A 16,570-nucleotide genomic window follows, 5' to 3' on the forward strand; every position below is an offset into this window, starting at 1 on the left:
CTGGCGCGCGGCGGGCTCGCCGGGTCCATATCCCGCCCTGTTAGTCGAAGCCGCGCGGACGCGCTACCATTGATGATCCCGTCGCGGGAAACGCAGCGTCCAGCTGCCGAAACCAGTTGACAGGGATCCTGCTTGCTATCTGATATGAACGAGATGTCTCAAATACAAAACGCCCGGACGCGGTGCGCCCCGGGGCAGGGGCATCGCGGGGAGTGGCCATGCGGCCAGGGGAAAGGCGGGGGCGTGCGCGCGCCCCGTTCATAGGGAGAGACAGCACGATGACACTGGCACACAGGATGAAGACAGCTCTGGCGGCCGCTGCAGGCGCCGCTGCCCTGATGAGCGGCGCGGCCGTGGCCAGCGCGGCCGAGCCGCCGGCGGCCTTCAAGACGCTGCCGCCGGAAGTCCAGGCGCTCTATCTTGGCGTCGAGGAGACGATCCAGCCGTCGGCCTATGACAATTTCGCCCCCGTGGCGAAGCCGTGGAAGTGGTGCCACTCGGAGTCCTACCAGGGCAACCCGTGGCGCGTTTCGGTGACGCATGAGCTCGAGCGCCTGGTCGGTCTCTACAAGGAGAAGGGCTGGATCTCCGATTTCGAGATGTCGGATTCGAACGGCGACACCAGCCAGCAGATCGCCCAGATCCGTGCCTTCATCGACAAGAAGTGCAGCATCATCACCTCCTTCGCCGGCTCGTCGACGGCGCTGAACGAGGTGATCGAGGCGGCGTTCAAGGCCGGCATTCCGTTCGTCACCGGCTCCGGCGCCGTCACCAGCCCCTACGCCATCAACGTCGACTCGAATTTCGTGAAGTTCGGCTATGACGTCGCCAAGGGCGTCATCGACGGCATTGGCGGCAAGGGCAACGTCCTGCGCATCGAGGGTATTGCCGGCAGCCCGCTGGTGGCCCAGCAGCGCGCCGGCGCCGACAAGGCCTTCGCCGAGGCGCCGGAGGTCAAGGTCATCCGCGACGTCAACGGCAACTGGTCGCCCAACGTCACCAAGACGGTGACGCTGCAGGTGCTCGCCACCACGCCGCAGCCGATCGCCGGCGTCTGGACCTCGGGTTCGGAGTCGCGCATCGTCGCCGAGGCGTTCCAGCAGGCCGGACGGCCGATCCCGGTCGTCTCCGGCTCGATCTCGGGCGACGCGCTCGGCTTCTGGAAGGAAAATCCGGAGACGTTCCGCTTCACCGGCGGCGCGCTGATGCCGTCCTGGACGGCGCAGACGCTGTTCCGCGTCGGCGTGCGCGTGCTGGAGGGCCAGCAGCCGAAGCTCAACATCCTGATGATCCCGGTGCCGGCGGTGAAGCCGGACGAGCTCGGCAAGTGGCATCGCGAGTGCATGACCAAGGATGCGGTCTCGATCTTCCCGGTCGCGCCGCAGGACCCGATGCCGGAAGAACTGATGGACGCCTATTTCGCCAAGCCGGCGCATACGGCGCTGTTCGACTACGCGCAGACGCCGGATCCCTGCGCCAAGTAGGCGCCGCAGATTCCAGCCACTCGACCCCGGCGGCCCTGACCGGTCGCCGGGGACTTTGGTGCCAATCGGGGAACATGCATGCTGGAGATCCGGGATCTCTCGAAGCGCTACGGCGAGACGGTGGCGCTCGACGGCGCCAACGTCGCCTTCGCATCCGGCACGATCCATACCATTCTGGGCGAGAACGGCTCGGGCAAGAGCACGCTGGTCAAGCTGCTCTCCGGCATAGTCCTTCCCGATCGCGGCTCGATCACCTTCGAGGGCCGGCCGATCGTCGGCCGGGATCCCGCCGATTTCCGCGCCGCCGGCTTCGCCACCGTGTTCCAGGAAGTGCTGATCGCGCCGGACCGCAGCGTCACCGACAACATCCTGCTCGGCTATGACGGCCTGTTCCGCCGCCGCGTGCCGCGCGGCGAGCGGCGGGCGCTGGCGGAAAGCGTGCTCGCCGAATTCGCTGTCACCCGCGTGCCGCTCGACGAGCCGGCCGGTGAGGTGCCGCTCGCCGGCCAGCAATTGATCGTGCTCGCCCGCGCGCTGACCCGTAAACCCCGGGTGCTGATCCTCGACGAGGTGACGGCGGCGCTCGATTTCGCCGACCGCGAGGCGGTGTTCGCGCTGATGCGCCGGCTGGCGCGGGAGGGCTGCCTGATCCTCTTCATCACCCATCGCATGGACGAGGTGACGGGCCTTTCCGACCGCGTCACCGTGCTGCGGAGCGGCCAGGTCGTGAAGACGCTCGAGAAGGACCAGCTGGTGCCCGACGAGCTGCTCGCCCTGATGGCGCCGGAGACGGCGCGGGAGCTGCATCATGGCTGATGTTGCCGCCGTGCTTTCGGTCTCCGGCCTGTCGCTGAAGCCGGGCGCTACGCCTTTCGATCTCTCGATCCGGCGCGGCGAGATCGTTGGTCTCGCCGGCCTCGACGGCCATGGCCAGGACGCCTTTATCGAGACGCTGGCCGGCCTCCGCGCGCCCGTGACGGGCGAGGTCCGCGCGCCGCTTTCGGGCCACGCCATCACCAGCTTCCGTCGCGCCGTTGCGAGCGGCATCGCCTACCTGCCGCGCGACCGTCGCGCCACCGGCATCTTCCCGTCGATGTCGATCCTCGACAATTTCGCCATCGCGACCGTCGGCCGCGACCGCAGGCTCGGCCTGATCAGCCGGGCGGAGCGGCGCAAGCGCTACGACTATTATCGCGAGCGCCTCGCCATCGTCGCGCCGGACCCGAGCCACCCGATCACCACGCTTTCCGGCGGCAACCAGCAGAAGGTGCTGCTCGCCCGCGCCCTGGCGCACAAGCCGGACGTGCTGCTCCTGAACGACCCGACGCGCGGCGTCGACATCGCGACGCGCCGCGTCCTCTATGCCGTGTTCCGCGAGCTGGCGCAGGAGGGGATGGCTCTGGTGGTGCTGTCGACCGAGATCGAGGAGGCGCTGGTGCTCTGCGACCGCATTCTGGTCTTCCGCGAGCAGGAACTCGCCGCGCCGCTCGAGGGCGACGCGCGTTCCTCCGAGCGCATCATCGCAACCATGTTCGGACGGGCCGCATGACCGCCGCCGTGACCACTTCCCGCGCCGAGGGCGGCCGCCTGCCGGCCTTGAAGGCGCTCTGGCGCCAGACCGGCTTCGCGCCGCTGCTCTTCGTCATCCTGCTGGTGATCAACATCGCCATCAACCCGGCCCGCTTCGCGCCGGGCGCCTGGGGCACGCTGATCGGGCTCGCCGCGCCGCTGATCGGCGCGGCGATCGCCTCGGCGCCGGCGATCCTCGGCGGTCGCGGCGGCATCGACATTTCGGTCGGTCCGATCATGGGCTTCGTCAACGCCATCGTCGTGCTCGTGCTGGTGCAGAAGCTCGGCCTGACCTCGCCCTTCGTCGTCGTCGGATCGGCGATCCTGATCGGCGCGGCGGTCGGCGCGCTGAACGGCTTCCTCGCCACCATCCTGCGCATCCAGCCGATCGTCGCCACGCTCGGCACCTACCTGCTCCTCGTCGGCACGACGCTGACCATCCTGCCGGCGCCGACCGGCACCGTGCCGGTCTGGCTGAAGGCGCTCGGCGGGCCGCTTTCGATCCTGCCGCTCGGCGCCGTCTTCCTCGCCTGGTTCCTCATTCGCAGGCTGCCCTACTACGACCACCTGATGGCGGTCGGCAGCGACGACCGCGCCGCCTATACGGCCGGCATCCCGGTCACGCTGGTGCGCTTCCTGTCCTACGTGATCACCGGCGTGTTCGCCGGCGTCGCCGGGCTGATGATGACGGCGCTGATCGGCTCCGCCGACCCGGCGATCGGCCCGACCTACACGCTGATCGCGATCTCCGCCGTCGCGCTCGGCGGCGTCAGCCTGGCCGGCGGCCGCGGCGGCCTCGTCGGCGCGGCGATCGGCGCGATCGACATCTTCCTGCTGCAGAGCGCGCTGACCTTCTTCAACTTCTCGACCTTCGTGCTGCAGATCGCCTATGGCGCCATCCTCGTCATTGCCATCGTGCTGACGGCGCTGCAGGACCGCTGGCTCGGCCGCGCCAGGGAGGGCCGCTGATGTTGCGCCTCGGCTCCGACCAATCGCGCGTGCTCGGCGCGCTCCTCGTCGCCGTCCTGCTGCATCTCGCCGGCACGGCGCTGATCGAGGGCTATTCGAGCGCCTTCTCGATGCGGGCCATGCTGGTGCTCGCCTCGCTGCTCGCCATCGCCTCGATCGGCCAGACGCTGGTGGTAATCATCGGCGGCATCGACCTCTCGATCCCCTTCGTCATCGGCTTCGCCAATGTCGTGACCGCCCAGCTCTATGGCGGCGGCATGGATTTCTGGCTGGTCTGCGGGATCGTGCTGGCGCTCGCCGCCGCGATCGGCGGGCTGAACGGGCTGATCTCGTCCGGCCTCGGCCTGCATCCACTCATCGTCACGCTCGGCATCGGCACCATCGTGCAGGGCTCCGTGCTTTTGTGGACTGGTGGCTTCCCGTCCGGCTCGGCCCCGGCCTCGGTGACGGAGTTCGTGTCGATCGGCGGCTCGGTCGGCCCCGTGCCGGTGCCGTGGCTGGTGCCGTGCTTCGTGGCGCTCGCGGCGATCGTCACGGTCGCGCTCGCCCGCACGCCCTATGGCCGGCGGCTGTTCGCGCTCGGCAGCAATCCGCGCGCCGCGCCGCTGGCGCTGATCAACCCGGTTGCGATGTGGACGGCCACCTTCGCCATCTCGGCCGTCTTCGCCGCCGTCACCGGCATCCTGCTGCTCGGCTTCACCGGTTCGGCCTATGGCGAGGTCGGCCAGCCCTATCTGTTCCAGACCATCGCCGCCGTCGTCATCGGCGGCACGGCGCTGGTCGGCGGGCGGGGCTCCTATCTCGGCACGGTCGCCGGCGCGCTGGTGCTGACCGAGATCAACACGCTCCTGATCGGCCTCGGCCTGCAGCCCTCGCTGGTCCAGGCCGTGCTCGGAATCGTCATCGTCGTGCTGGTGTCGTTCTACGGCCGTGACGCCCATGTGCGGACGACCATCTGACCGCCACCGCACCCCCTCGATACCCCTTCGGAATTGGAAGAAAAATGTCCGGCGAACTCTATAGCGGGCCGATCATCGATGCCCATCACCACTTCTGGGATCTCGGGCTCGGCAAGCATGGCTGGCTCGCCGGGGGCAGCCCCAGCGACGAACTGGCGCCGATCCGCCGCAACGTGCTGCCGGCCGACTACGAGGCGCTGGCCAGGCCGGAGAACATCGTCGCCAGTGTCCACATCGAGGCGAACTGGGACCCGGCCGATCCGGCCGGCGAGAGCGCCTGGCTCGACAGCCTGCCGCGCGGCGAGGGCATTGCTGCCCGTTATGTCGCCTATGCCGCGTTGGCCGAGGCGGACGCGGCTTCGGTGCTCGCCCGGCACGCGGAGAATCCCCGTGTCGTCGGCATTCGTGAGATCCTGAGCTGGCATCCCGACCCCGCCAAGCGCCGCATGCCGGACAATGACCGCATGGACGATCCGCGCTGGCGCGCCGGCCTCGCGCGCTTCCGCGATCTCGGCTTCAGTTTCGATCTCCTGATCTCGCCGCACCAGCACGAGACGGCGCGTCGCCTCGCCGACGCGTTTCCGGATATCCGTTTCCTGGTCAATCACTGCGGCAGCCCGATGGATCGCGACGCCGAGGGCATGCGGCGCTGGCGCGAAGGGCTGGCGCTGATGGCCGGCGCGGGCAATGTGGCGATCAAGATCTCGGACCCGGTCGCCTACGACCCCGACTGGACGCCGGCGAGCCTGACCGAGGTGATCCAGGCCTGCATCGACGCCTTCGGCACGGAACGGTCGATCTTCGCCAGCGACCATCCGGTCGCCGGCCTGCATATCGGCCTCTCGGAATGGATCGCCGTGTTCAAGCAGGCGGTGCGCGGTTTTTCGCCGGACGAGCAGGCGGCGCTGTTCGCTGGCAATGCGCGGCATTGGTACTGGCTGGCGTAAAGCGGATGCAGCCCCTTCACCTCTCCCTCAGGGAGAGGTGAAGGGGCGCTCGAACCCGAGGCCGACGCCTCCTCGAGCTACCGGCTCGCCTCGGTCTGCACGTCGTCGAGCCTGACGAAGACGGTGCCCTTCTCGATCAGCCGCTGGATGCCGTCGACGACGCCCTTGCCGGCCGGGTGTCCCGGCTGGTTGATGTGGGCGATGATGACGTCGCCGGAACGGGCGGCGGCGATGCGCTTCGCCACCGTCGTCGCGGGCAGCGACGCGCCCATGTCGGCGTTCAGCGAAAAACCGGCGATCGAATAGCCAGCGGCGCGGATCGCATCGAGCGCGTCGGGGCTGTAAACGGCCGTGGCGCCGCGAAACCAGCGCGGCGCCTTGCCGGTCGCCTGCCGGACGGCCGAGGCGCCACCCTCGACCTCGTTTCGCACGGCCTCCAGCGAGCCGGCCGTCTTCAGGCCGTAGAGCCGGGCGGTGTCGGTGATCGCCGGCACATGCTGGTCGCCATGGTTCTCGATCTCGAACAGGTCGGGATGGGCGGTCAGGATCGCCATGGTCGCCTGGTTCCGCTTCAGCCAGCGATGTGTGACGAAGAGGGTCGCCGGGATGCGGTTCGTCACCAGCGTGTCCAGGATGCGGCGGTCGATCGCGCCGGAGCAGGCGTCGAAGGTGAGCGCCACCACGCGCGGTCCCGGCGGCGGCGCGGCGATGCGCAGCTTCAGTTCGACATCGTGCGACCTGGCCAGGGCCGGGGCGGAAAACGCCAGGGCCGCGCCGGTGGCGAGGAGGGCGGCGAGCGCCAGACGGGAGCGGAACATCGGAGACTCCGGAACGCGTTGGACGGGGACGGGATCCGCTGCTTCAAGAAGGATAGGCGCGCCCTTGCCATCCTGCCATGCCGCGCGTTGTCGCGTCGCGCGCGGAGGCGTGTGGACGCGCTCTGCACTTTGCGAATGCCTGACTTGACGCTAAGGTCAAGTGCCCGGACCTGTGGAGGGGCTCACAGTCGTCCGGAGCGAGGCGGAGGCGCCTCATGACCCGCGAGACGGCAAGCATACGTTGCAGGACCTGGCGACGGCAGCGCGCATTCGGGAACCGGCTGCGAGGGGCGGTGCCGGTGGCGCCGCGTCGGCGGAGGGCCGCGCCATGACAGAGCACGCGCCACTGATCCTGCTGGTCGAGGACGAAGCCATGCTGCGCATGGCCGCGGCCGACCTGCTTGAGGAAATGGGCTTTCGCGTCGAGACGGCCGGTTCGGCCCGCGAGGCGACGGCGCGTGTCGGCCATGCCGGCGCGGCCTATGACGCGGTGATCATCGATCTCGGCCTTCCGGATCGCTCGGGCGCCGATCTGGCGCGCGAGATCCGCGGCAATCGCGCCGATGTGCCGATCGTCATCGCCAGCGGCTACGACGAGACGGACCTCGACAACGTGCTGGCCGACGACGCGCGCATCGGTTTTCTCGGCAAGCCTTACGGCGCCCGCAGCATGACGCGGGTGTTCGCGGCGCTCGGCATCGCCATTGGCCATTCCGTGACCGACTGAGCCCGGTGTCGCGCGCCATGCAACCAAGGCGCGGTTCGCGCGTCGTGCCTGAGGACGGGCGCCGCGTCCGGGCGGCATTCGCAAGCGGCACCTCGAACAGGCGGATGGCGCGATCTTGGAAACCGGGCTCTATCTCGACACGTCGCTCAGGCTGGGGGCGGCCGCGCTCTGCGGTCTTCTCATCGGCATCAACCGGGACGCGCACGAGAAGCCGGCTGGCATGCGCACGCTGGCGCTGGTGGCGCTGGGCGCCGCGCTGGTGACGCTGAGCGCGCTGCGGATCCCGGAATTCACGGGCGAGCCGGACGCGCTGAGCCGCGTCCTGCAGGGCGTCATCCAGGGCGTGCTCGCCGGTATCGGCTTCATCGGTGCCGGCGCCATCCTGCGGCTCGGCCGGCGCGGCGAGAATGTTCAGGGCGTGACGACGGCGGCGACGGTCTGGGTCTCCGCGGCGCTCGGAATCGCCTGCGGCATGGGCCAATGGCCGATCGTGCTCGTCGGGATGGTCCTGGTCTTCCTCATCCTCATCGTCGCCAAGCATTTCGAGAACTGGCTGCTGCGGCAATTGCTGGCGCATGGCGAGAAGGGCCATCCCGACCGCAGCGTCCGGATGGCCGAGGAGGGCGGCGACCCGCCGCCTAGGTCAGGACGCTCGCGCCGAGGTTGATGGCCAGCGCCAGAAGCGTCGTGTTGAACACGAAGGACGCGATCGAGTGGAACATCATGACCATCCGGAAATCGGTGGTCCGGACGTTCACGTCCGAGGTCTGGAACGTCGCGCCGAGGCAGAACGAGAAATAGAAGAAATCCCAGATCGACGGCTCCGGCGTGTCCGGGAAAATCAGCCCGCCGACGTCATCCTCCTTGCCGTCCGCGTTGCTGTCGGTGCCGGCAGGCGCGTAGTAGAGGCGGGCATAGTGGAAGGCGAACAGCGTGTTGAACGCCGTCCAGCCGAGCGGAATGCTGATGATGGCGATCGCGAGATGCGCCGCTGACGTGTTGGCGCCATTCAGGATCGAGAAGATCGAATAGAACGAGAAGGCGATGGCGCCGACCGTCAGGCACATGATCAGGACGATGCCTTCGTCCTCGCTCCTCGCCCGCAGCCGCAGCTTGTCGAGATTGGCCCTCGTCGCGAGCCGCAGCTGAAAGAACAGATAGACGATGAAGAATACGTCGCCGGCGGCGATCATCGCGAATTCCGGCCGCACCAGGCGGATGACGAAATAGGCGATGATGGCGACGAGGATCGACTGGTAGAAATGCGGGTGCTGCTGCCAGTGGCGTTGGACGAAGGAAATCGGACTACTCCGCCTTGCGGGTTACTCGACGAATACGGTCACGCGATCCGACCGGCCGGCCGAATCGACCACCGATAGCGTAACAAATCCGGGTCCGTCCGGCGCCCAGCTTTCGCTGCGCGCGAAGGGCGTGCGGGCGATCGGCACGCCATTGGCGAACCAGGTGAAGGGCGGCTGGCCGTTGCGGATCTTGATCGCGAGCGGCATCGGATCGCCGGCGCGGATGCCGAGATCGACCTGGACGCCGTCGGGCGGGAAGGCGATCTCCGGCGTATCGGGCGCCTTGCTGGTGAGAACGTCGTTGCCGCGAAAGCGCTTCAGCGGCGCCGGCAGGTCGCCATTGGCGGCGATCAGCGCGCCGCGCGGGGCGGAGGGGAGCGGGGCGCGCTGGCCGCCCATCTTGTCGAACGCCTCGAACAGCAGCGGCGCGGCCGTGCCGATGCCGGAAAGGCCGGAGACGGGCGCGCCATCGGCCCGGCCGGCCCAGACGCCGATCACCGTGCGGCCGTCGAAGCCGATCGACCAGGCGTCGCGATAGCCGTAGGAGGTTCCGGTCTTGTAGGCGATGCGGCCGCGGGCGCCGATCGTCGGCGGCGGCACGTCGGCGAGGATGTTGCCGACATACCAGGCGGCGAGCGGCTCCAGCACCGGCGCGGGCTCGGCCGTCGGCGTGCGCGGCGCGGGCTCGGCATGCAGGCTGACCGGCCGGCCGCCGCGGGCGATCGCGCCATAGAGCGCGACGAGATCGCGAAGCGAGATGCCGACGCCGCCGAGACCGACGGCGAGGCCGGCGGCCGACATGTCGGGCAGGCGCGGGCTGGCCTCGGCGCGCTTCATGCGGGCGATCAGCCGCGCCGGGCCGACCGCGTCGAGCACCTGCACCGCCGGCACGTTGAGCGACTGGGTGAGGGCATCGTGAATGGTGACGGTGCCGCGATAGAAGCCGTCGAAATTGACCGGGGCGTAGCCGGCGAAGGCCGACGGCTTGTCCTCGATCAGGCTCTGCGGATGGGCGAGACCCTGCTCGAAGGCGAGGCCGTAGATCAGGGGCTTCAGCGTCGAGCCGGGCGAACGGATCGCCTCCGTCATGTCGACGAAGCCGTTGCGCGTGCCGTCCATGAAGCCGGCCGAGCCGACGGACGCGAGGATGTCGCCGGTGACGTGGTCGGCGACGAGGATGGCGACGGAGGCCTTCGGGCCGGCCTTGGCGGCGCGGGTTCCGGCGAGCGCCTCGAGCTTGGCCTGCAACCTCCCGTCGACGGTGAGCTGGATGACCGGGTCCGTCGGATGGCGCCTGCGGGCCTGGTCGCCGAGATGGGCGGCGAGCATCGGGAACGGCTTGCGCCCCGTGGGCACGCGCTCGGTCTTGGCGGCTGCCGCCGTTTCCTCGTCCAGCACGCCTGCCGTCACCAGCCGGTCGAGCACGCGGTCGCGCGCCGCCTTGGCCGCCTTCGGGTCGCGGTCGGGCCGGCGCGCCTCGGGCGATTGCGGCAGCGCGACGAGAAGCGCGGCCTCGGCGATCGTCAGCCGGCGCGGCTCCTTGCCGAAATAGGCCAGCGTCGCGGCGCGGATGCCCTCGAGATTGCCGCCATAGGGTGCGAGAGTCAGGTAGAGCGACAGGATCTGGTTCTTGTCGAGCTTCTGCTCCAGCGCGCGGGCGTGCACGATCTGCCTGAGCTTGCTCTCGGCCTGCCGCGTCGAGCCGCCCTGCACCAGCCGCGCCACCTGCATGGTGAGCGTCGAGCCGCCGGAGACGATGTGGCCGTTGCGGACGACCTGCGTCGCGGCGCGGCCGAGCGCCCACCAGTCGACGCCGTGATGCTCGTCGAAGCGCCGGTCCTCGTAGCCCTTCAGCATGGTGAGGAACATCGGGTCGACGTCGGCGAGCTTCACCGGCAGCCGCCAGCGGCCGTCGGCGATCGTATAGGGCCGGAGCAGCGCGTCGGTGCGGTCGACGACGATCTGCGAGGTCGGCACATTAGCCGGATCCGGCACCGGCGGCAGGCTCTTTTCGATCAGGCGCAGCGCATCGGACAGCCCCGCATAGCCGAAGAAGCCGGCGAGCCCGGCGACGACCGCGGTGACGGCGAGACGGCGGGGCCATTTGCGCCCTTCTCCCTCCCCCTTGTGGGGAGGGCCGGGGAGGGGGGGCGCTGGGGACGAATCGGACGTGTCCGGAGAGGGCGAGTTGGTACCCCCCTCTCCAACTCTCCCCCGCAAGGGGGGAGAGAGACCGTCGTCGCGCTCCATCGACATCGCGGCTCAGCGCCTCACTTCGTCGTCGTCGGTCCGACGATCTCGACCGAGGCCGTATCGGTGTGGGCCTGGCGCTCGGGGTCGTACATGTCCTCGACCGTCGCGGCCGGATGCACGAAGGTGCCCGGCGAGACGGCGCGGACGCCGTAGGCGACCGTGAACTCCAAGGGATCGCCGGACGAGCGGGTCAGCGCCGCCACGAAGCGGTCGGTGCGGGCCTCGGTATGGGCGAGGCTGGTGGTGCCCTGCAGCCACTCATAGGAAGAGGTGTCGCCCGAGCGCGAGATGTTGGGGTTCTCGATCTCGAAGCCGGCCGGCAGCGGATCGACCACCATCAGCCGTCCGAACCGGGCCTGGTCGGCCGCCACCTTGAGCACCACCACCAGCCGGTCGTTCTGCGCGACCGTCGACGGGTCTGCCTCGCTGCCGTCGGAGTTGAAGTAGCTGCGGGTGATCGTGAAGCCCTCGCCGCCGGCCGGCTCCGGCGAGGCCGGAATGCCGGTCAGCGTCAGCGCCGCGTCGAGCGGGATGTCGCTGGTATTGGCGACGACGAGCGGCTGGGTATCGACATCCGAGCCGAGGAGCTTGCGGTAGAGCGGCACCTCGCCCTTGTGGCCGTCGATCTCGATCGAGGCCTCTCTCAGGTCCGCCATCATCGCGGCGGCCGCCATCAGCATCCAGCCCTGCTCCTGGGTGGAGAGATAGCGGCGGCTGTCGCGGGTGGTCGCCACCTCGTTGACGAGGGTCTTCACGTCGATGCTCTTCTCGCCGCTCTCCGCGACGAGGGTGAGCACCGCCGCCTGATCGCGCAGGCCGGAGCCGTAGTCCTCGCGGCCGGCGAGCTGCTGGCCGGTGGCGCGGCGGAGATTGTCGATGGCGACGCCGAGCACCGTGCCCGAGCGTGCTTTGTCGCCATAAAGCGCCAGCGCCGCGCCGATCTGTGCCTGCGCCAGCGGCGTCGCGAAGTTGTTCAGCTTCGTCTCCGCGTAGTAGCGCAGGTCGCCGATCGCCGCCTTGCCGTTGCGGGCAAGCACGTAGAGCGAATAGGCGATCGCCTCGCCGCCCCGGTCGAAGTCGGTGGCATAGCCGACCTTGTTCGAGAGGTTGTCGAGCGCGTTGTTGAACGCGACCTCCGGAACGAGATAGCCGGCCGCCTTGGCGCGGGTCAGGAAGTCGGTGACATAGGCGTCGAGCCAGAGATCGTCATAGCCCGGCCCCCAGAGGCCGAACGAGCCGGCCGAGGACTGGTTGTCGAGCACCTTGCCGATCGAGGCCTGGATGCGCTCGCGCAGTTCGCTGTCCTGCGCGATGCCGATCGTCGCCGCCACCTGGTTCAGGTAGAGCAGCGGCATGGCCTTCGAGGTGATCTGCTCGGTGCAGCCATAGGGGTAGCGGTCGAGCGAGGCGAGGATCGCCGCGACGTCGAGCTTGGCCGTGCCGCCGACGGCGAGCGTCGCGCTCGTCGTGCCGGGCACGAACTCGGAGAAGGCGTAGCGGTCGAGGCTCAGCGTGTTGCCCGGCGCCATCGAGATCAGCGAGCGGCGCGACACCGGCTGGCCGGCGGGGCGAATGCCGAGCATGTAGGTCCGGTCGAAGGTCTGGCCATTTTCCGGGCTTGCCAGGCTGACGGTGATCTCGTGGTCGCCGATGTCGACGGCCTTGATCGGCAGCGCGACGGTCGCGCGGCCGGCCTTCTCCAGCGGGATCGCCTTGTCCGCATCGGCGGGTTCCATGGCGACGCCGGGCGCCGCGACGGTGAGCCGGTAGTCGCCCGCCGGGCCCTCGACATTGTTGATCTCGACGAGGATGCGGCTCTGGTCGTCCGGCGTCATGAAGCGCGGCAGGCTGGCCATCAGCACGACGGGATCGCGCACGATGACGTCCTGCTCGGCGTGGCCGACGCCTTCCTTCGACCAGGCCATCGCCATGACGCGGACCGTGCCGTTGAAGTCGGGCAGGTCGAAGGTGATCGTCGCCTTGCCGTCGCCGTCGACCTTCACCACGCCCGAATAATAGGCGATCAGCTTCTCGGTCGGCGGGGGGGACTTCAGCCCCGCCGCGCCGCCGTCGCCGCCGGAGCGGAGGCGGCCGGGAACGCCCTGCATGCGGTCGATCAGCAGGCCGTAGAGGTCGCGGATCTCCATGCCGAGCCGGCGCTGGCTGAAATACCAGCCATCGGGATCAGGCGTCTTGAACTGGGTCAGGTTGAGGATACCGACATCGACGGCCGCGACCGTGACATAGGCGTCCTCGCCCGCTTTCAGGTTGGCGAGCGTGACGGGGATGGTCAGGGGGCCGCGCGGCCGGATCTGCGCCTCGGCGCCGAGCTTAACGTCGATGCGGCGGTCGGCCGGATCGACCGGCACCCAGGCGAGGCCGAGCGCGCGCGACGGCATCCGCTTCGCCTGGACGTCCATCGGCCGGAACAGCGTGGCGGTGACATAGGCGCCGGGGCCCCAATTGGTCGTCACGTCGAGGTCGACGGTGGTGCCGCCCTCCGGCACATCGACTGTCTTCATGTCGATGACGCGGTCGTCGATCACCATGATCTGGGCGATGCCGGGGAAGCGCGGATCGAGGCGCAGCTTGGCGGTCTCGCCGGGCTTGTAGTTCTTCTTGTCGAGCGAGACGGTCAGCATGTCCGGCGTCTCGGACGCGGCCGAGGCATCGACATACCAGCCGGCGTCGAAGGCGTAGCTCGACGAGGTCGGTGTGTCGCCGGCGAGCGCCACCGTCAGGCGGAAGCGGCCCCAGTTGACCTTGCTTTCGACCGTCGCCGGCTTGCCGGCCGTGAGGTCGACCGTGCCGTTGGCGACGCGGGTCGCCGTGGTGATCGCCTCGTATTTCCAGGCGCCGTCGCGACGGTACCACTGGTAGTTCGTGTCGAGCTTCTCGATCGACCAGGTCGCGCCATCCGCATCGATGCGCTGGCCGTCCGGACCGATGGCGATCAGCTCGAAGGAAGCCGCGCCGCCCTCCGGCACGCTGCCATCAAAGCTCGGCTTGATGCCGATATGCGGCTTGGTGCCGTCGGCCGGCAGCGTCATCCGCCGCTCGACCGCGCGGCCATTGGTATCGGTGACGCGGACGATGATCTCGGCGTTGAAGAGTTTTGTCGTCTCCGGCAGGCCCGGCACGGTGGCGTCGAAGCTGGCGCGGCCGTCCTCGTCGGTGATGGCGCTGGCGCCGAGCGAATCCCTGATGCTCTCGACCGGATCGTCCGAAAGGCCGAACGAATAGCCGGGATAGTCCGGGCTGACGCTGGTCGGCGTCGCGATGATGTCGCCGTCGACGCCGAGGCCGATCGCGTTGGCGCCGTAGAGATATTTCGCGGTGAGCTCGATCGGGAAGGTGCCGCCCGAGGTGAGGCGCTCGGCGGTGGTCTTCAGTTCGAAGGCGACGCGTTCCGGCTCGAAATCGTCGACGAGCGCCGAGATCTCGGTCAGCGCCGCGCCGTCCGGATCGGCATAGAGCTGGAAGCGCCAGGCGCCGCGCTGGGCGCCGTCGGGAATGGCGACGTCCTGGCTGTAGCCGCCCTGACCCTCGTCATCGAGCTTGGTGCGCAGGAACTCGACGCCGTCCGGGCGGTCGACGACCAGCGTCAGCGGCAGGCCGGAAACCGCCTTGGCCTGGCTGTCACGCAGCAGCGCGGTCAGGTGCACGGTTTCGCCGGGGCGGTAGATGCCGCGCTCGGAGGTGAAGAACGTGTCGAGCGCGCCCGGTGCCGGACGGCCGTCGACGCCGCGATCGGTCAGGTCGAACGCCGTCTTCTTCATGTCGAGGAAGGCGTAGTCGCCGGCCTCCGTCTGCGCGACCAGAAGCTGGGGCGCCATGCCGCCGGTGCCGCGCGCCAGGCCCGGCTCGAAATGGACATAGCCGTCGGCGTTGGTCGTCGCCTCGCCGAGGATCTCGTCATTGGTCGCGACGAGCTTCACCTTGACGCCCGGCAGCGCCTTGGCGGTGTTGAGCGAGCGGATGACGGCATGGACGCCGTCATTGCCGGAAAGCGCCGACAGGCCGAGATCGGAGACGATGAACCACTGCGTCGCCAGGCTGTTGTAGTAGTCGTCGCTCGAGCCCTTGGTGGCGGCCTTGGCGGTGATGACGTAGACGCCGGGCTCGATCGTCTTGACCGCGTCGCCGATCGGGATCGCCGTGGTGATGCTCTCGTTCAGCTTGTTGCCGCCGACTTCGATCTGGCCCTTCCAGACCGAGGTTCCGGACTGGTTGGCGATCTGGCTGGCCGAATAGGTGTCGAGCTGGCGCAGGAAATTGCCGTCGCGCACCGCGATGGCGATGGAGCGATCGCCGATCCGGTAGACCTCGGCGTCGATCAGATCGGTGTTGATCGAGTCGATCGGGATCGAGGCGCCCTGGCCGGCCGGCAGCACATAGGCGTTGCCGGCGAAGCCGACCCACGGCGCGCGGTCGCGGATATAGCTCGAGACCTCGGCCATCTGCTGCAGCCTCTCGCCGTCGGCGGAGGGCAGGCCGGCACGGAAGCGCATCGTGTAGCGCTGACCGTGCTTCAGTCCGTCGATGCAGATCTGGTTGTCCTGCGGCTCGACCGCGAGGCCCTTGCCGCCCTCGACGACGACGAAGTCGGAGAGTGTTGGATCGGAGACGGGGAGCGGATCGGAGAAGATGACGCACATGCGTGGCGAGGCGGCGTCGGCATCGACCGTGTTGGAGACGATGCGGAAGCCGCGCTCGGCGATGAGCTTGTCATAGGCAGCGCGCAGCTGCGGATCCTGCTTGTATTCGAGGCTGAGACGATAGGCCTTGATCGCCGTCTTCCACATCTCGCGCTTTTCCAGCGCGCGGCCGAGCAGGCCGAGGGACTGCGCCTGTTCCCCGGCGCCGTCGGCGCGGAGATAGGCGTTGATCGCGGCGGCGGAGGCGGCCGTCTGGACCTGCTGGCGCTCGCTGTATTCGCTCGGGTCGCGCTCGAGCAGCGCGGCGGCGAAGGCGCGCCAGAGCGCCGGATCGTCGGGCGCGATGGCGAGCATGGCGCCGAGATCGCGCACGAGCTCCGTCGTGTTGCCGGTCTGGCGGGAGCGTTCCGCGCCCTGGCGGATCGTGTCGTAGCCGATGCCGTGCGAGGGATAGTCGCTGGCGAGCGATCCGAGCTGGCGCTTCGCCTCGTCGAAGGGCGAGGGGCCGAGGAAGGCGAGTTCCTCGATCCGCTTTTCGGTGACGCTCTTGTCGATCGCCCTGGCCGTGACGATGCGGCCGGCATTGGCGCCGGGCGAGACCGCGAGTGCGCCGAAATCGCTCTTCAGGAAGCACCACTTGGCCTTGGTATTGTAGGTGAAGGCCTTGCAGGACGGATCGTCGGCGCAGGCCGAGGCGCAGGCCTTCTGCTCGACGTCCTTCAATGTCTGGTAGTCGAAGCCGGGATAGTCGGCGTCGCGGCTGATGATGACACGTCGCGGTCCGCTCTCCTGCGCGCCGGCCGATGTCGCCAGGCCGCCGAGGGAGAGCGTCAGGCCGAGCACGAGCCCCAGAATTCCGCCGATACCGCGCATGATTGTCTCCCG

General features: G+C 69.0%; 12 protein-coding genes. 8 read left to right on the plus strand and 4 right to left on the minus strand.

Translation table 11 applies throughout. The features are described 5' to 3' along the window. Window positions 1–278 precede the first annotated feature (278 nt). The 6 genes from G539_RS0106715 to G539_RS23955 all read left to right on the plus strand — a co-directional run bounded on the left by G539_RS0106715 (window position 279) and on the right by G539_RS23955 (window position 5,928). Window positions 279–1,484: a substrate-binding domain-containing protein gene (locus tag G539_RS0106715; protein ID WP_029074510.1), complete on the plus strand. Its 1,206-nt coding sequence runs from the start codon at window positions 279–281 to the stop codon at window positions 1,482–1,484. Window positions 1,485–1,562: 78 nt separating this feature from the next. After that, the gene (locus tag G539_RS0106720) at window positions 1,563–2,300 is read left to right on the plus strand and encodes an ATP-binding cassette domain-containing protein (protein WP_029074511.1); all 738 of its coding nucleotides are present in this window, start codon (window positions 1,563–1,565) and stop codon (window positions 2,298–2,300) included. After that, on the plus strand, window positions 2,293–3,033 hold the full coding sequence (locus G539_RS0106725) for an ATP-binding cassette domain-containing protein (protein ID WP_029074512.1): 741 nt from the start codon (window positions 2,293–2,295) through the stop codon (window positions 3,031–3,033). The genes G539_RS0106720 and G539_RS0106725 overlap by 8 nt, the downstream gene beginning before the upstream one ends. After that, window positions 3,030–4,022, plus strand: a complete 993-nt coding sequence (locus tag G539_RS0106730; protein ID WP_029074513.1) for an ABC transporter permease — start codon at window positions 3,030–3,032, stop codon at window positions 4,020–4,022. The genes G539_RS0106725 and G539_RS0106730 overlap by 4 nt, the downstream gene beginning before the upstream one ends. Further along, window positions 4,022–4,981, plus strand: coding sequence for an ABC transporter permease (locus G539_RS0106735; protein ID WP_029074514.1), 960 nt, complete (start codon window positions 4,022–4,024; stop codon window positions 4,979–4,981). Before G539_RS0106730 ends, G539_RS0106735 begins: the two co-directional genes overlap by 1 nt. Before the next feature lie 44 nt (window positions 4,982–5,025). Continuing rightward, window positions 5,026–5,928, plus strand: a complete 903-nt coding sequence (locus tag G539_RS23955) for an amidohydrolase family protein (RefSeq protein WP_035830511.1) — start codon at window positions 5,026–5,028, stop codon at window positions 5,926–5,928. A 77-nt stretch (window positions 5,929–6,005) separates the two neighbouring features. Here the strand turns inward: G539_RS23955 and G539_RS0106745 are convergent, their stop codons facing one another. Then, complete coding sequence (locus tag G539_RS0106745) at window positions 6,006–6,746, minus strand: polysaccharide deacetylase family protein (protein WP_029074515.1); 741 nt, start codon at window positions 6,744–6,746, stop codon at window positions 6,006–6,008. 328 nt (window positions 6,747–7,074) lie between these two features. Between G539_RS0106745 and G539_RS23960 the strand changes: the two genes are divergently transcribed. After that, window positions 7,075–7,473: a response regulator gene (locus G539_RS23960; RefSeq protein ID WP_051231158.1), complete on the plus strand. Its 399-nt coding sequence runs from the start codon at window positions 7,075–7,077 to the stop codon at window positions 7,471–7,473. A gap of 115 nt (window positions 7,474–7,588) precedes the next feature. Continuing rightward, window positions 7,589–8,140, plus strand: coding sequence for an MgtC/SapB family protein (locus G539_RS23965; protein WP_245576821.1), 552 nt, complete (start codon window positions 7,589–7,591; stop codon window positions 8,138–8,140). Here the strand turns inward: G539_RS23965 and G539_RS23970 are convergent. The 3 genes from G539_RS23970 to G539_RS23980 form a co-directional block, all read right to left on the minus strand. After that, on the minus strand, window positions 8,112–8,666 hold the full coding sequence (locus G539_RS23970) for a DUF1345 domain-containing protein (protein WP_156911893.1): 555 nt from the start codon (window positions 8,664–8,666) through the stop codon (window positions 8,112–8,114). The two genes, G539_RS23965 and G539_RS23970, sit on opposite strands and share 29 nt — an antisense overlap. Window positions 8,667–8,795: 129 nt before the next feature. After that, the gene (gene pbpC, locus G539_RS23975) at window positions 8,796–11,024 is read right to left on the minus strand and encodes a penicillin-binding protein 1C (RefSeq protein WP_425402347.1); all 2,229 of its coding nucleotides are present in this window, start codon (window positions 11,022–11,024) and stop codon (window positions 8,796–8,798) included. Window positions 11,025–11,044: 20 nt separating this feature from the next. Beyond that, window positions 11,045–16,558: an alpha-2-macroglobulin family protein gene (locus G539_RS23980; RefSeq protein ID WP_035830516.1), complete on the minus strand. Its 5,514-nt coding sequence runs from the start codon at window positions 16,556–16,558 to the stop codon at window positions 11,045–11,047. Between the last annotated feature and the right edge of the window lie 12 nt (window positions 16,559–16,570).

Origin of the sequence: Kaistia adipata DSM 17808, from assembly GCF_000423225.1 — a bacterium.
In the GTDB taxonomy this organism is placed as follows: domain Bacteria; phylum Pseudomonadota; class Alphaproteobacteria; order Rhizobiales; family Kaistiaceae; genus Kaistia; species Kaistia adipata.